Genomic DNA, 14,958 nt, shown 5'->3' with positions numbered 1-14,958 from the left:
GCAGTTACTTATTACATGTGATACTAACGTGTTGCGGGGAAGGAGAAGAAATCATCCTGTTTAAAAATGATTTGAATTGAATCATGAATCAACCACCTGTTTCTCTTCGCCAGAGCTTGTCCCGAAAACTATCGGGAGAGGAACGCCTTTATTAATGTTGGAGGCAGATGCAAAAGCCCCTCTAGGAGAAGAGAATCTAGGAAGATTGAACTTCAGATGCTGGAATTTTGCTTTCCGTTTTAACCACACAAGGCGTGAAATGAATATTCCCAAAACCAAATTACCCGATTATGAAGAAATTGTGTTCACTTTTACTTATTACCCTGTTAAGCATTACCGTCCAGGCACAGGACCAGAATGACAGGGATAAGGAGTGGGATGTCAACAATCCGGGCGGGCCCCACAAGGAAATAAATTTTAGCACCACCGAGGGCACCTGGATGAACCTGGATGTAAGTCCCGACGGCAGTCAGATCGTCTTCGACCTGCTGGGCGACATCTATATTATGCCGGCCGCGGGCGGGGAAGCCCGGGTGCTGCGCGAGAACCTGGCCTACGAGGTGCAGCCGCGTTTCAGTCCCGACGGCCGCCGGATCTCCTTCACGAGCGATGCCGGGGGTGGGGACAACATCTGGGTGATGAATGCCGACGGAACCGGTGCCCACCAGGTAACCGACGAAGAATTCCGACTATTAAATAATGCTGTTTGGGCACCCAGCGGAGATTACCTGATCGCACGCAAGCACTATACGTCCACGCGTTCGCTGGGAGCCGGGGAGCTCTGGATGTATCACCGGTCGGGTGGATCGGGCATTCAGCTGGTGGAGAAAGCCAATAAGCAGCAGGATTTGGGGCAGCCGTATGTGTCGCCAGACGGCCGGTACATCTACTACAGCCAGAGTGTCTATCCGGGAGGCTACTTCCAGTACAACAAGGATCCCAACAGCCAGATCTATGTTATCAACCGCTACGATCGCGAAACGGGAGAAATCAAACGCATCACGGGCGGACCCGGCGGCGCCATCAGTCCCACGCTCTCGCCAGACGGTACGAAGATGGCCTTTATCAGGCGGGTGCGAACCAAGAGCGTGCTTTACATCCGGGACCTGGAATCCGGCATCGAACGGCCTGTCTACGATGAGCTCAGCAAAGACCAGCAGGAGGCATGGGCGATCTTCGGGCCGTATACCAACCTTGACTGGACACCTGACAGCCGGCATCTGGTGTTCTGGTCCGAAGGGAAGATTCACAAGCTGAATGTGGTCTCCCGGGAAACGGAAGTGATTCCTTTTGAGGCGGAGATACAGCAGAAGATTTACAAGGCGCTGCGCTTCAGGCAGAATCCCGCACCCGACACCTTTACCGCCAGGGCGATCCGGCACGCGGTAACCGCCCCCGGAGGGGATTACATGGTATTCAACGCTGCGGGCTACCTTTGGAAGAAGGAGCTGCCCGGCGGGGAGGCGGAGCGCCTGACCGAAGAGCAGAATTTTGAATTTGAGCCGGCCTTCTCGCCTGACGGCAGCACCCTTGTCTACGTGAGCTGGAGCGATACCGAACTCGGGGCCATCAAGACACTGGATATGGAGCGTCCCGGGGCCGCGCCCCAGACGATCACGACCCGCAAGGGGATCTACCGCAATCCTTCCTATTCGCCGGATGGAAGTACGATTGTGTACCGGCGCGGGGACGGCAACAACCAGATGGGCTTTGCCTATACCACCCGGTCGGGCATCTACACCATGCCGGCTTCGGGTGGAGAGGGGGAGCGTCTGATTGACCATGGAACGAAGCCGCTGTTCAGTGCCGACGGCAGCCGTATTTTCTACTTGGGCGGCAGCTACCTGGACAATTCCTACGAGAGCGTGGACCGCTCCGGTAACGACAAGCGCGTGCACTTTACCTCCAAGTACGGAAACAACTTTGTACCCAGTCCTGATAACAAGTGGGTGGCTTTCAACCATCTGTTCAAAGTGTACATAGCGCCCATGCCCCGGGCGGGTACCGGCATCGATCTGAGTGCCAGTACGAAGGCCATTCCCGTGGCACAGGTGGCCGAGGATGCAGGCATCAACCTGCACTGGTCCGACGACGGGCGGAATCTGCACTGGACGCTGGGGCAGGAATATTTTTCCGTGGAACTGCAGGAGGCCTTCGATTTCCTGGCCGGTGAGGCGGATAAGGAGCTGCCCCTGGATGCCAAAAACGGCCTGGATATCGGCCTCGAGTTGACCCACGACAAGCCGGAGGGCACCATCGCGCTGACCAACGGGCGCATTATCACCGTGGACGGGGAGCGCGTCATAGAGAACGGCACCGTGGTGGTTCGTGAAAACCGCATTGAAGCCGTGGGTCCGGCGGACGAGGTTGATGTGCCTGCCGGTGCCAGGGTCATTGATGTGGAAGGCAAGACCGTGATGCCCGGAATTGTGGATGTGCATGCCCATATAGGCAACTTCCGGGAGGGATTGAGTCCCCAGCAGCAGTGGGAGTACTTTGCCAATCTTGCCTACGGGGTGACCACCGCACACGATCCCTCATCCAATACGGAGATGGTGTTTTCGCATTCCGAAGCCGTGAAGGCGGGGCACATGGTGGGGCCGCGCATCTTCTCCACAGGCCGTATTCTCTACGGGGCCGAGGGCGAGATCAAGGCTGTTATCAATGATTATGAGGACGCTCGGTCGGCCATAGAGCGCACCAAGGCGTTTGGCGCCTTCTCGGTGAAGAGCTACAACCAGCCGCGGCGCAACCAGCGCCAGCAGGTGATCAAGGCGGCACGCGAGTTGGAGGTGATGGTGATGCCGGAAGGGGGCTCCACCTTCACTCACAACGTGAGCATGATCATGGACGGGCATACGGGCATTGAGCATAACATCCCCATCTTCCCGGTATACAAGGATGTAAAGGAGCTGTGGAGCAACAGCGGCACGGGCTACACGCCTACGCTGGTAGTGAACTACGGCAGTGTTAGCGGGGAGTACTACTGGTATCAGAATACAAAGGTATGGGAAAAGGAACGACTGCTCACGTTCACCCCGCGCAGTATCGTGGATTCACGGTCGCGACATCGCAAAATGATTCCGCAGGAAGAGTATGAAAACGGACATATCCTGAGTGCTGCCACAGCCAAAAACCTGCTTCGGGAGGGTGTGAATGTGAATCTCGGGGCGCACGGGCAGCTGCAGGGGCTTGGGGCCCACTGGGAGCTGTGGATGATGCATCAGGGTGGCATGACGGAACTGGAGGCGCTGAAGGTGGCCACCATCAACGGTGCGCGGTACCTGGGCATGGATCACGCTCTCGGGTCGATCGAGGAGGGCAAACTGGCCGACTTGATCGTGATCGATGGTAATCCGCTGGAGGATATCCGGGTGACCGAACAGGTGACTCACACCATGATCAACGGAAGGCTGTATGACTCTGCCACGATGAATCAGGTGGCCCCGGTGCAGCAGGAGCGGCAGCCGTTCTGGTGGGAAGAGGAGGGATACCCGGCACAGTTCGAGTGGCACGCGCAGACCGACGGGCACAGCCTCATCCAGTGCAGCTGCGGCTATCAGCCGGCCTACCTGGCGGAGTAGGTCCGCGCGGCCGGGCCGTTGCAGCGGAAAAAGAAAGGAAAGGAGATAGTGCCAGCCTGGTGCCGCATTATTTTCTATGGGATGAAGTGACAGGGGGGGAGAAAGGCTGATCAGGAAGGGATGCCTGGCTCAGGGCCCGGTCCCTCCGGCTTACTTCTTTTTGGCTTTGGCCTTTCGCTTGTCCTTGATCTCTTCACGACGACTGCAGTTTTCAATATCCTCGCAGGCCCCGAAAAAATGCAGGGAATGGCCTGAAATATTGAAATCATGGATCTTCTCCATCATCGTCTTGATCTCCTGGATCCGCGGGTCACAGAATTCGATGACGGCCCCGCACTCTTTGCAGATGATGTGGTCGTGCTGCTGGTAGGCGTAGGCGCGTTCGTAGTAATACTGGTTTTCACCGAACTGCTGGCGCTGTACCAGACCGCACTCCACGAGCAGGTCCAGGGTATTGTAAACAGTGGCGCGGGATACGCGGGTGCCGGCGTTCTTCATGTTGAAGAAGATGTCGTCGGCATCAAAATGCCCGTCGGCACGATAGATTTCCCCGAGCACCATAAACCGTTCCGGTGTCTGCCGCTGGTTATGTTCCTTCAGGTAGGAGCTGAAAATCTCCTTTACCAGGTCAATAGTTTCTTCTTTTGCTGGATGAGCCATGTGAGTAAATTTTTCTTTTAATATAAGGAATTGGTGCTGCTTATAAAAAACGATCGTGGACCGGCGTTGGTACCTATACGGGCAAATGTGCTGAACTTTCCTTTCAGAATGTTATATTCGGTCTGTGTTCCCTATGCAGGAGAAGCAAAGAACACGCTAAATCGCAATGAAATGAATGGGAAGGTAGCTGCTTATGCCAACTGTTGTAGCCTTTGAGACGCTGACGGAACTATTTCTGAATCTGAAGAAGAAATACGAGGGGAGCGCCAAAACAGCCTTTGCCCGTAAACCGTCCACGGATGCCGATTATGAGACCATCACCTGGGGTGAGGTGGGCGACGATGTGAATGCCCTGGCCGCCTACCTGGTAAAGCATGGCATCGAAGCCGGCGACCGGGTGGCCATCCTCAGTGAGAACCGATATGAGTGGGCGGTCTTCGACCTGGCGCTTCAGCTGATCGGGGGCGTGAATGTATCGCTCTACACCTCTCTGCCAGCAGGACAGTGCAAGTATATCCTGCAGAATTCAGAGGCGAAGATGTTCTTTGTGTCTACCGGCATTCAGTTGAAGAAGGCGCGGGAGGTGTTTGGGGACTGTGAATACCTGCACCGGGTCATCGCTTTCGACAAACCCAATATTGAGAGCTACCTGGAAGATCCGCATGTGGTGATGTTTGATGAAGTTATGGCCGAGGGGCTGAAGGCCTACCCGGGGCAGCGTGAGGAGATCCACCGCCGGACAAAGGCTGTTGAGCCCGAAGACCTGGCAACCCTCATCTATACCTCCGGCACCACCGGAAAGCCGAAAGGGGCGATGCTGACCCACCGAAATATCGTCAGCAACATCAAGGCCGCTCATCAGCAGATAGAGATCAGTGAAGAGGACCGCTGTCTTTCCTTTTTGCCGCTCTGTCACTCTTTTGAACGGACTGCGGGTTACTATGCAATGCTGGCGGGCGGGGCGGAAATCTACTATGCCGAAAGCGTGGATACGGTGGCGAAGAATATGACCGAGGCACATCCCACCATCATCATGAGCGTGCCGCGCCTGTTTGAGAAGATCTACAACCTTGTTACCAAGAGCGTGGATGAGGGCTCAGCGGTAAAAAAGAAAATTTTCGAATGGGCACAGTCGGTGGGTGACCGCTATGCCAGCGGTGAACGGGGACTGGTGGCGATGCAGAAAAAGCTGGCAGACAGACTCGTCTTTGACAAGCTGAAAGAGCGGACAGGTGGACGCATCCGCTTCTTTGTATCGGGCGGGGCGGCGCTTCCGGCCGAGATTGGGAAATTTTTTATGGCGGCCGGCCTTCATATCATTGAAGGATATGGACTGACAGAGACCTCACCGGTGATATGCTGCAACACCTATGGCGACGAGCGGATGGGGACAGTTGGCAAGGTGCTGCCGGGCGTGACGGTGGCCATCCAGCGCCTGGAGGACAGCAGCATTGCTGCCGAAGTGAGCGGGGAAGATTACCCGACTGAGCTGGATTCCGAACAGGGCGAGATTTTGTGCAAGGGACCCAATGTGATGGAGGGCTACTGGAAGAATGACCAGGCCACCCGCGAGATGATCGATGAGGAGGGTTTTCTGCATACCGGCGATGTGGGGCGATTTGTAAAAGGCAACTTGCAGATCACGGATCGGATCAAGCATATGATTGTGAACGCCGGCGGAAAGAATATTTATCCGGGTCCTATCGAAGACCTGTTCAAGACCAGCAAGTGGATTGAACAGCTGGTGATGGTGGGGGAACGCCGGGCCTACATGGCAGCGCTCATTGTCCCGGATTTTGAAGCGCTGGAATCTTTTGCCCAAAAAGACGATATCGCCTACTCCTCCTTCGAGGAGCTGATCGGCAAAGAGGAAGTGCAGAAGATTTACCGCCAAGAGATCCGCAGTCACTCGCGCGAGCTGGCCTCCCACGAGAAGATCCGTGATTTTCGGCTGATACCCAATGAGTTTACGGTCGAGACGGGCGAACTGACGCCCACCCTGAAGGTCAAAAGGCGTATTGTGGAAGACAAGTACGGTTACCTGATCAACGATATTTATGACGACGGGGAATCGTAGGAGCCGGTGATAAAAAGAAATTTTGCATGCTGTATTCCACATTCTACTGGATTCATATCTGTTCCTATCTTTTGTGGCTCTTAGCCTTTGCGGGGAGCCTGTTTTTTGCTTCCCGGGTCAGGGGCGAGCGTGAGCCGTCGAGGAAGCGAACCTACATGAAACGGGAACGTCTGGCAACGAACCTGGGGGGGCATCTCGGGGCAATCGGCATCTTGATCTCCGGGAGTATGATGGCGGGTATGCCCGGCGGACCGCAATGGGGCTGGTTTAACATGCAGTTGTATCCCTGGCTGGCCATCAAGCAGTCATTTTTTGCCGTCATCCTGGTATTGATTGGCTTCTCCATCAGGCGAAACCGGGCCTTCAGAAAGGAATTAAACAGGGAGGAAACACAGCCGAGTGACAAAACAGCCCGGAAATGGAATGCAGCCTACCGGCTGTCGCTGCTGGTGTATATGCTGGTGCTGATTAATACCTTTCTGGGACTGGTCAAGCCATTTTAGGGACCCCAAATCAGGGACTTGCGTGAGTGGTCTTGGTCATGCGGCGGACTACCACGTCCAGCTGATCGACCAGGTAGTCGATGTCTTCGACCGTATTGTCCTTGCCCATGCTGATGCGGATGCTGGAGTTGGCGGTTTCGGTGTCGAGCCCGATGCCGTCGAGCACATGCGAGGGTTCTACAGCGCCGGAGGTACAGGCGGAGCCGTTGGAGACGCAGATGCCTTCCACATCCAGGTTTAGCAGCAACATCTCTCCGTCAAGACCTCCCTGGCTGCCGGTGAAGGCAAGGTTGACGATATGGGGTACGCCCTGTTCCGGGGAGCCGTTGATCCGGTAGCAATCGCCGAATTTCTCATCCAGATCCTCTATGAGCCGCTGCCGCAGCTTTTTAAAATGAGTGGTATGCTCTTCCATCGAATCGATGCACAGTTCCAGCGCCCTGGCGAGCCCCACGATGCCGGGTACATTTAATGTTCCACCCCGTCGGCGCCGCTCCTGGGAGCCACCGTGCATGGATGGAAGCCAGGGCGTGGCATGGCGCACATAGAGCACGCCGATCCCTTTGGGACCGTATATTTTGTGGCCGCTCATGCTAAGCAGGTCGATGCCGAGGTCATCCACGTCTACCGGCAGTTTGCCAATACTCTGTACGGTGTCGGAATGAAGGGGCACCTGATGGGCTTTGCATACTTCGGCAATCTCTTGCAGCGGGTTGATTATGCCGATTTCATTGTTGACATGCATCAGGGACACCAGGGCGGTATCGTCAGTAATGGCTTCGGCCACCTTTTTAGGCGTGATGACACCGCGCTTATCGGGTTCCACGTAGACCGGCTGAACCCCGCTGCGTTTGAGGGCTTCGGCCGTGTGGAGGACCGCATGATGTTCCAGGGGAGAGGTGACAATTTCGGTCTTGCCCGTAGCTCCGACCACCCCCTTGAGGGCGGCATTGTCGCTTTCGGTACCCCCGCTGGTAAAAATAATTTCGGCAGGCTCAGCCCCGATGAGTTCGGCAATGGTCTCGCGCGCCTCTTCGACCGCTACTTTGGTTTTGTTTCCACGCTGGTGGGCGGAATTGGCATTCCCATAGTGCTCGATAAAATATGGCTTCATCGCCTCCAGCACCCGCTCATCCAGGGGGGTTGTGGCAGCATGATCGAAATAAACGGCTTCCATGTCTTGTTCTTTTGTCATTAAAAATCATTGTAGAAATATATCCAAAAAAGGACAGAAAAACAGCCTCAACTCCGGGCTGTTTCGGGAGAGACCGTGCAGGCGGGGGATAAAAATGTATCCATTTTACATTGACCAATGTATATTACAACCGTATTTTGAGGCGAATTTTAATGCAACGGTATATAATTATGGACAAGATGACGCTGAAGGATGTAGATATTGAAGGTAAAACAGTGCTTATGCGCGTGGATTTCAACGTGCCGATAAAAGACGGGGCCATCGGCGACGATAACCGGATGGTGCAGGCCCTGCCCTCCATCAATTATGTGATTGAACAGGGAGGCAAGCTGGTGCTGATGAGTCACCTGGGGCGACCAGGCGGATCTGTCGACAAGTCGCTGAGTCTGCAGCCTGTAGCCGAACACCTGAAGACGCTGGTGGATGCCGACGTTAATTTTGCGGAAGATTGTATTGGAGACACCGCGGCTTTCGTGATCAGCGAGGCCGGGGAAGGGGACATCGTCCTGCTGGAGAATGTGCGTTTCCACGAGGGCGAGAAGGCCAATGATGAAGAATTCAGCAAGCAGCTTGCGGCCCACGGCGACCTGTTTTGCAATGATGCCTTTGGGAGCAGCCACCGGGCTCATTCTTCGGTGGCCGGCGTGACCCGCTACCTGCAGCCGGCTGTCTCGGGCTTCCTGCTGGAAAAAGAAATCAAGTATCTCGACGGTTCGGTCAACAACCCGGATCGCCCTTTTGTGGCTATACTGGGCGGGGCCAAGGTATCCGACAAGATCGGCGTTATTGAGAACCTGCTGGGCAAAGTGGATACTATTATCGTGGGCGGCGGTATGACTTACACTTTTTACAAAGCCAAAGGCTGGCCCATCGGCGACTCGCTGGTCGAGGATGGAAAAGTGGAGCTGGCGTCTGAGCTTATGCAGAAAGCGGACGAACAGGGTGTGAAATTCATGCTGCCCGTAGATTCCGTGGTAGCCAGGGCGTTTGAGAATGATGCCGAGCACAAGGTTGTAGACGAGGAAGGTATTGAAGACGGCTGGATGGCCCTCGACATTGGTCCGCAGTCGGCCATCTCTTTTGGCAACATTATCAAGAATGCCCGGACGGTTGTCTGGAACGGCCCCATGGGGGTTTTCGAGATGGAGAATTTTGCGGATGGTACCAATGCGGTAGCCGAGGCCCTGGCGGAGGCCACCCAGCTGGGAGCCACCACCATCATTGGGGGCGGCGACTCGGCGGCAGCCATCAAACAGGCCGGTCTGGAAGAACAAGTATCGCACGTATCGACCGGCGGCGGGGCCAGCCTGATGTTCCTGGAAGGCAAAGACCTGCCCGGTGTCGTTGCGCTGACAGACAAATAATCTGTTAAGAGCGTTCTTAGGTCAAATAGTGATGCATTTCAATCCCCGGTGCTCGGGCAGCGCCGGGGATTTTTTATTGGGGAGAGTTTTCCTGCTTCTGTAGCAGTCTGCTGTCAATGTCAGGGATAGAAAACGAGCGATACATCATGCAGAAGAGGCAGAGCAGCAGACTGTTGCAATCAGCATGGGAGATGGAGAACAGGCTGGATTGCGGCGCGCATAACGAAGGATTAGAAGGTGCATGACCCGGGTAGTCAGGCAAAATACAGGGAAAGTAAGACTGAGGACGGCGTCACGGCGGCTCCAAAGCCTTTCTGACGCTTTGCCGACTGCTGTGAAAATAGTTTAGAAAACGGGGAATTTTCAAGTAGCCATTCCGTCGAAGCTTAACGTATATATAAACGTAACATCAAAGATGCTTAACATTTTAACCTCATCTTGTATATCAAAATACTTGATGAGCTGACTACTAATGGTAAGTAACCAAATCGACGGGGATTATGAAAAAGGGATATAGAAAGAGTTATACAGGAGGAGTGTATAGTGGACAACAAGCGATCAACATGGGCCGTGTTTTAATTGTGATGCTGGTATTTTTCATGACAGAACACGCCCGGGCACAGCAGGCAGGACAGAACGTGACGGTGCAGGGTACGGTTACCGATGCCTCCAATGGGGACTCTCTCATTGGAGTGAATATCATGGTGGAGGGAACCACCATCGGCACCTCAACGAACGCTGATGGCGACTACGTCCTTGAATTGCCCTCATCGGATGCAATACTGGTGGTCTCTTATATAGGTTATGCCACCCGGGAGATAAGCGTTGATGGGAGGACGGTTATTGATATTCAGATGGAGCCCAGTTCCGAGGCACTGGACCAGGTGGTAGTAACAGCCCTGGGTATTTCAAGGGAGCAGCAGTCGCTGGGATACGCCGTGGAGGAAGTGAGCGGTGATGAGCTGAACCAGGTGACCCAGGAAAATGTTCTCAATTCCCTTTCCGGAAAGATGTCGGGTGTGAGCATTAATGCTACCGGTGGTACGGCAAGCTCTTCGGTGAGTATGGTTATCCGGGGAGCAACATCATTGACCGGCGACGATCAGCCCCTGTTCGTCATTGACGGGGTCCCGGTTAGCAATTCGCTGTCGGGCAATTCAAACCAGTTTGGTGACCGCAACGTGGTGGACTACGGGAATGCCATTTCCGATTTAAATGCTTCGGACATCGAAAGTGTTTCCGTTTTGAAAGGGGCCAGTGCTGCGGCATTATATGGGTCGCGGGCGGGCAACGGTGTTGTCCTGATTACTACCAAATCGGGTGACCGCAACCAGGATATGCTGGTTTCAATAAGTACAAGTACGGTTTTTGACAGGCCCTACGAATATTTAAAAATGCACAACACTTTTGCTACAGGCGTGACACCCTTTACCGAGGCCCAGTGGCAGGAGCTGACCGGAGGACCGCTGATCATTGATGAAGGGAGTGCGGCACGGCTCGGCCCACAGCTGGATATCGGGCAAAAGGCGGTACAGTGGAACAGTCCGATGGATGAAAACGGGGATCCCGTCCCTACATCACTGGTTTCACATCCCGATAATATTGAGAACTTTGTACAGACGGGTATCACGAATACCAATAACATGGCTATCAGCGGGGGTACGGATAACAGCGCTTTCCGGGTTTCCTACACAAATATGAACAACAGGGGCATCATTCCCGGCTCCGATTTGTTTCGCAATTCCCTGAATGTGAATGGCACTTACTTTGTCAGTCCAAGCTTGAGCTTTAATACGAATGTGAATGTCGGACGGACGAATTCCAATAACATCCCGGCAAACAACCGGGGCACCAATCCGCTGCAGGCGGCCTATGAGGTTTCTTCGCACATCAATATTCTGGATTACAAAGATTACTGGGTAGAAGGCCAGGAGGGTATCCAGCAGGTTGCAGTACCGGATCACAACAATCCCTATTTTATGGCCCATGAGGTGAATAATGCCTTCATCCGGGACCGGGTATTTGGCCGTGCCGGGGCCGACTGGAAAATTTCTCCCACCGTATCTGTGACTGCCAGCTATTCGCTGGATCGATTCAATGAGCAGCGAGAAACAGAAATTCCCTACAGCTATACGCGCAATCCACAGGGTACGTACGGAATCCAGAAGATAAACCGGACCGAGCACAATACCTCCGTCTCTCTGGATTATAATCAGGATTTTACGAATTTTTCCCTGAGGGCATCCGCGGGCGGCAATTACCTGTATCGCTATAATTCCAGTACGTCGAACTCATCAAGCAGTGGCGGCTTGACGATTCCCGGGCTGTACAATCTGTCAAATATCGCTCCCGAAGATCTGGACTATGGAAGCAGCTGGAGCCAGAAGGCCATATACAGCGCCTATGGCCTGGCGAGTCTGGGATACAAGAATATGCTGTATGTGGATGTAACGGCCCGAAACGACTGGTCGAGTACGCTGCCAGTTGATAACAGGTCGTACTTTTATCCCTCTGTATCCACGAGTGCAATACTGAGCAATATGTTCAATATGGGAGGCCAGGTGGATATGATAAAGCTGCGTGCCGGCTGGGCCCAGGTTGGGAATGATACGGATCCCTACCGGCTGGAGCAGACATTGTACAATGCGGGCGCCTGGGGCGATGTGACCCGGCTGGGAACGCCCGGTACGCTCCTGACCCCGGATCTGAAGCCCGAAATAATCACCTCCGTTGAAGTAGGTACCGAATGGGTCTTGTTTGGCGACCGGTTCCGTTTTGAGGGAACCTACTATGAAACAGACAATGAAAATCAGATCCTGCCCCTGAGTCTTCCGCAGTCCTCGGGCTATGGAAGCAAGCTCATCAATGCAGGGCTGGTGTCGAGCAGGGGCGTAGAGCTATCGGTTGGGTCAACTGTGCTATCCAGCCGGGATTCCCGCTTCGATGTCGACCTGAACTATACCTATAACCGGGCCCGTATCGAGGAGCTGGCGGAAGGAATCGATTATTACAAGTTCTGGACCGATGCCAAGGGCGGGGCTTTTTCCTGGGTTGGTGAAGACATAGGAAATATCTATGACCGTGAGCTGGTGACAGTGGAGGATCCCAACTCGCCCTATTACGGGTGGCCGGTGCTGGATGAGTCGGGGAGCTGGCAGAGCCGGAGCGGCGTCAATGACCTGGTCAAGATCGGGAACTTCAATCCCGATTTTACGATCGGCCTGCAGACCTCTTTTTCCTACCAAAATTTCACCTTCTCGGCGAATGTCGACTGGCGCCAGGGGGGAGAGTTTGTGTCTCAGACCTATCGCTACCAGGAGTCTGACTGGTCAACCCAGCGGCAGCTGGATGAAATTATTAATCCCGATGACATTAGCGGGGATATGGCGGAGTATCTTAAAAATAACGCCGGTGCAATCATTGTGGGTCAAACGCCGAGAGTGGGCGGGCCGACGCCTGAGATGGGAGGCTATGAATTTAACTATGAGGGCATACCGGTGGGCAGCGGCACATTTAATCCCGGTGTCATTGCCGAGTACGACGAAGAGGGGAACCTGATCGGATATACCGAAAATTTAGGAGGTCCGGGGACGCGGTATATTCCCATGGCTGATAACTATCCCTGGGACTTTACCAAAACGGCCATGTTTGATGCATCGTTTGTGAAGCTCAGAGAGGTATCCATGACCTATCGGCTGCCTCAAAACTGGACGGAGCGCCTGAATATCGGGATGAATGACATGGCGCTGACCCTCTACAGTCGTAATATCATCTTGTGGACCAAAGCGAAAATTGGAATAGACCCGGAACGGGCGTTCCAGCCGGAAGGCAATGGCTTCTTTAAACAGGGTATTGAACGATATAACGTCATGCCCTTTGTGTTGCCTGTCGGAGTTAAACTATCAGCAAATTTCTAAGTCTACGGAATCATGAAATATTTCAATAACATACTATTTGTTGTTCTGGCATTAGTTCTCGGTTTATCGGTACCATCCTGCAAGGACCTGACGGAACTCAATGAAAATCCAAATGGGGTTCCCGAGGGGAAGGCCAATGCGGATTTGATCCTGTCCACGGTATTGACAGATGCGGCTGCAACCTATACGCACCTGGGCTACCAGGATGCGGCGGGGGTTATGCAACACACCCAGAAAGACGCCTGGTTCAGCGGTCACAATAATTATGACTGGGGCCCCAGGGACTGGGGGAACTACTACAGTATGCTGAGGAACAATCAAACGGTGTACGAAAAAGCTGTGGAAAATGAGATGGCTTTCCACCAGGGGGTTTCCCTTGTGATGAAATCCTTTATCTACGCCCAGATTACCGACTTGTGGGGAGATGCTCCCTACTCCGATGCCTTGAAGGGCAATTTGGGGGGAGCGGAGAATATCAGTCCCACCTACGATACCCAGAAAGCCATCTACCAGGGGATCATTGCAGACCTGAAAGAGGCCGATCAGCTACTCTCAAAAGGTAAGAATTCATACCCGGAAATATTTGCCGAGACCGAGAAGGCCGACATAATATACAACGGTGATCCGGCTAAATGGCAAAAGTTTGCCAACTCGCTTCTGCTGCGATACCTGATGCGGGTTTCTGAGAAGATGGATGTGCAATCGGAGTTTGTAAATATTGTTCAAAGCCAGCCCATATTTGAGAGCAATGAGGATCATGCCCTGATGAATTTTCCGGGTTCCAATGAACGGTCGGCCTGGCCCAATAACACCGTATTTGACGGGACCGACGGGAGTAACTTCCGGCGTATCCGACCTGCTGAAACATTAGTGGAAGCGCTGCGTGAGCGTAATGATCCGCGCATGGGGGTCTGGTTTGCCAATGTCGAAGTCCCTACCAGGATAAGCGATGAATATCCGCATAACGAAATAGTAGATGGAGTTCGTTATCTGCATGCTGACCAGGTAGATGAAAGCCAGGTCAATACCAATCCGGACTATGTCGGTGTGCCCACCCAGATGACGACTCCCTCTGGTTATAATTTAAATCCCACACCGGGCCAGACGTCCAATAACCGGTTTGTCTCCTATCTACATGACCGGTACCGCAATGCCAGCGGGCCTTTGCTCAATGCCAGGTTGATGACCTATGCCGAGTTAAATTTTATCCTTGCTGAAGCTGCTCACAAAGGATGGCTCGCTGATGCCGAGGGCTACTATAATGCCGGGGTGCGGGCTTCATTGGAGGAATGGGGCGTGGGCGAACATGCCGAAACCTATTTAAGCCGGGTCAATGTGACGTATGATGGTACCCTGGAGCGTATTATGAGACAGAAGTGGATTGCCAGCTGGACCGCCGCCCAGGAGGCCTGGTTTGATTACAGGCGAACCGGATTGCCAGCCATGGAAACGGGCCCGGCCGCTCCAAGAGAAGGCCTGCCGCTGAGATTTCAGTACGGCAGTAATGAGCTGAACTTCAATCCCCAAAACGTTAACGAGGCGATAGAGCGGCTGGTATCAACAGCGTTTTCCCAGGGAGAAGTCAACAGCCAGTGGGATAAAACATGGATACTGGCTGGTACGGACGAACCCTATTAATTGCAGCAGATGCGTACTGG

General features: G+C 53.8%; 8 protein-coding genes. 6 read left to right on the top strand and 2 right to left on the bottom strand.

What is annotated here, in order from left to right:
* Nucleotides 1-290: 290 nt before the first annotated feature.
* A complete protein-coding gene (locus FN808_RS05485) occupies nt 291-3,584 on the top strand; it encodes an amidohydrolase family protein (RefSeq protein WP_142713555.1) in 3,294 nt (1,097 codons plus the stop codon).
* 150 nt (nt 3,585-3,734) lie between these two features.
* On the opposite strand, the gene FN808_RS05480 is transcribed toward FN808_RS05485, so the two are convergent.
* Nucleotides 3,735-4,244, bottom strand: coding sequence for a Fur family transcriptional regulator (locus tag FN808_RS05480; RefSeq protein ID WP_142713554.1), 510 nt, complete (start codon nt 4,242-4,244; stop codon nt 3,735-3,737).
* Nucleotides 4,245-4,437: 193 nt separating this feature from the next.
* Here FN808_RS05480 and FN808_RS05475 point away from each other — a divergent pair, with 193 nt between their 5' ends.
* Nucleotides 4,438-6,321, top strand: a complete 1,884-nt coding sequence (locus FN808_RS05475; protein ID WP_142713553.1) for an AMP-dependent synthetase/ligase — start codon at nt 4,438-4,440, stop codon at nt 6,319-6,321.
* Nucleotides 6,322-6,347: 26 nt separating this feature from the next.
* Nucleotides 6,348-6,824, top strand: coding sequence for a hypothetical protein (locus FN808_RS05470; RefSeq protein ID WP_142713552.1), 477 nt, complete (start codon nt 6,348-6,350; stop codon nt 6,822-6,824).
* A 10-nt stretch (nt 6,825-6,834) separates the two neighbouring features.
* Here the strand turns inward: FN808_RS05470 and FN808_RS05465 are convergent, their stop codons facing one another.
* Entirely contained in the window at nt 6,835-8,019 is a 1,185-nt protein-coding gene (locus FN808_RS05465; protein ID WP_246068284.1) for a cysteine desulfurase family protein, read from the bottom strand.
* A 170-nt stretch (nt 8,020-8,189) separates the two neighbouring features.
* On the opposite strand from FN808_RS05465, the gene FN808_RS05460 reads away from it, so the two are divergent.
* From FN808_RS05460 to FN808_RS05450, 3 genes are all read left to right on the top strand, one after another.
* The gene (locus FN808_RS05460) at nt 8,190-9,383 is read left to right on the top strand and encodes a phosphoglycerate kinase (protein WP_142713551.1); all 1,194 of its coding nucleotides are present in this window, start codon (nt 8,190-8,192) and stop codon (nt 9,381-9,383) included.
* A gap of 500 nt (nt 9,384-9,883) precedes the next feature.
* Nucleotides 9,884-13,300 (top strand): SusC/RagA family TonB-linked outer membrane protein, encoded by a 3,417-nt coding sequence (locus FN808_RS05455; RefSeq protein WP_221929933.1) that lies wholly within the window; start codon nt 9,884-9,886, stop codon nt 13,298-13,300.
* Between the two features lie 12 nt (nt 13,301-13,312).
* Nucleotides 13,313-14,938, top strand: coding sequence for a SusD/RagB family nutrient-binding outer membrane lipoprotein (locus tag FN808_RS05450; RefSeq protein ID WP_142713550.1), 1,626 nt, complete (start codon nt 13,313-13,315; stop codon nt 14,936-14,938).
* The last annotated feature ends 20 nt before the right edge of the window (nt 14,939-14,958 follow it).

The organism is Fodinibius sediminis (assembly GCF_900182555.1).
GTDB lineage: Bacteria > Bacteroidota > Rhodothermia > Balneolales > Balneolaceae > Fodinibius > Fodinibius sediminis.
This window is presented reverse-complemented; position numbering and strand designations above follow the sequence as displayed.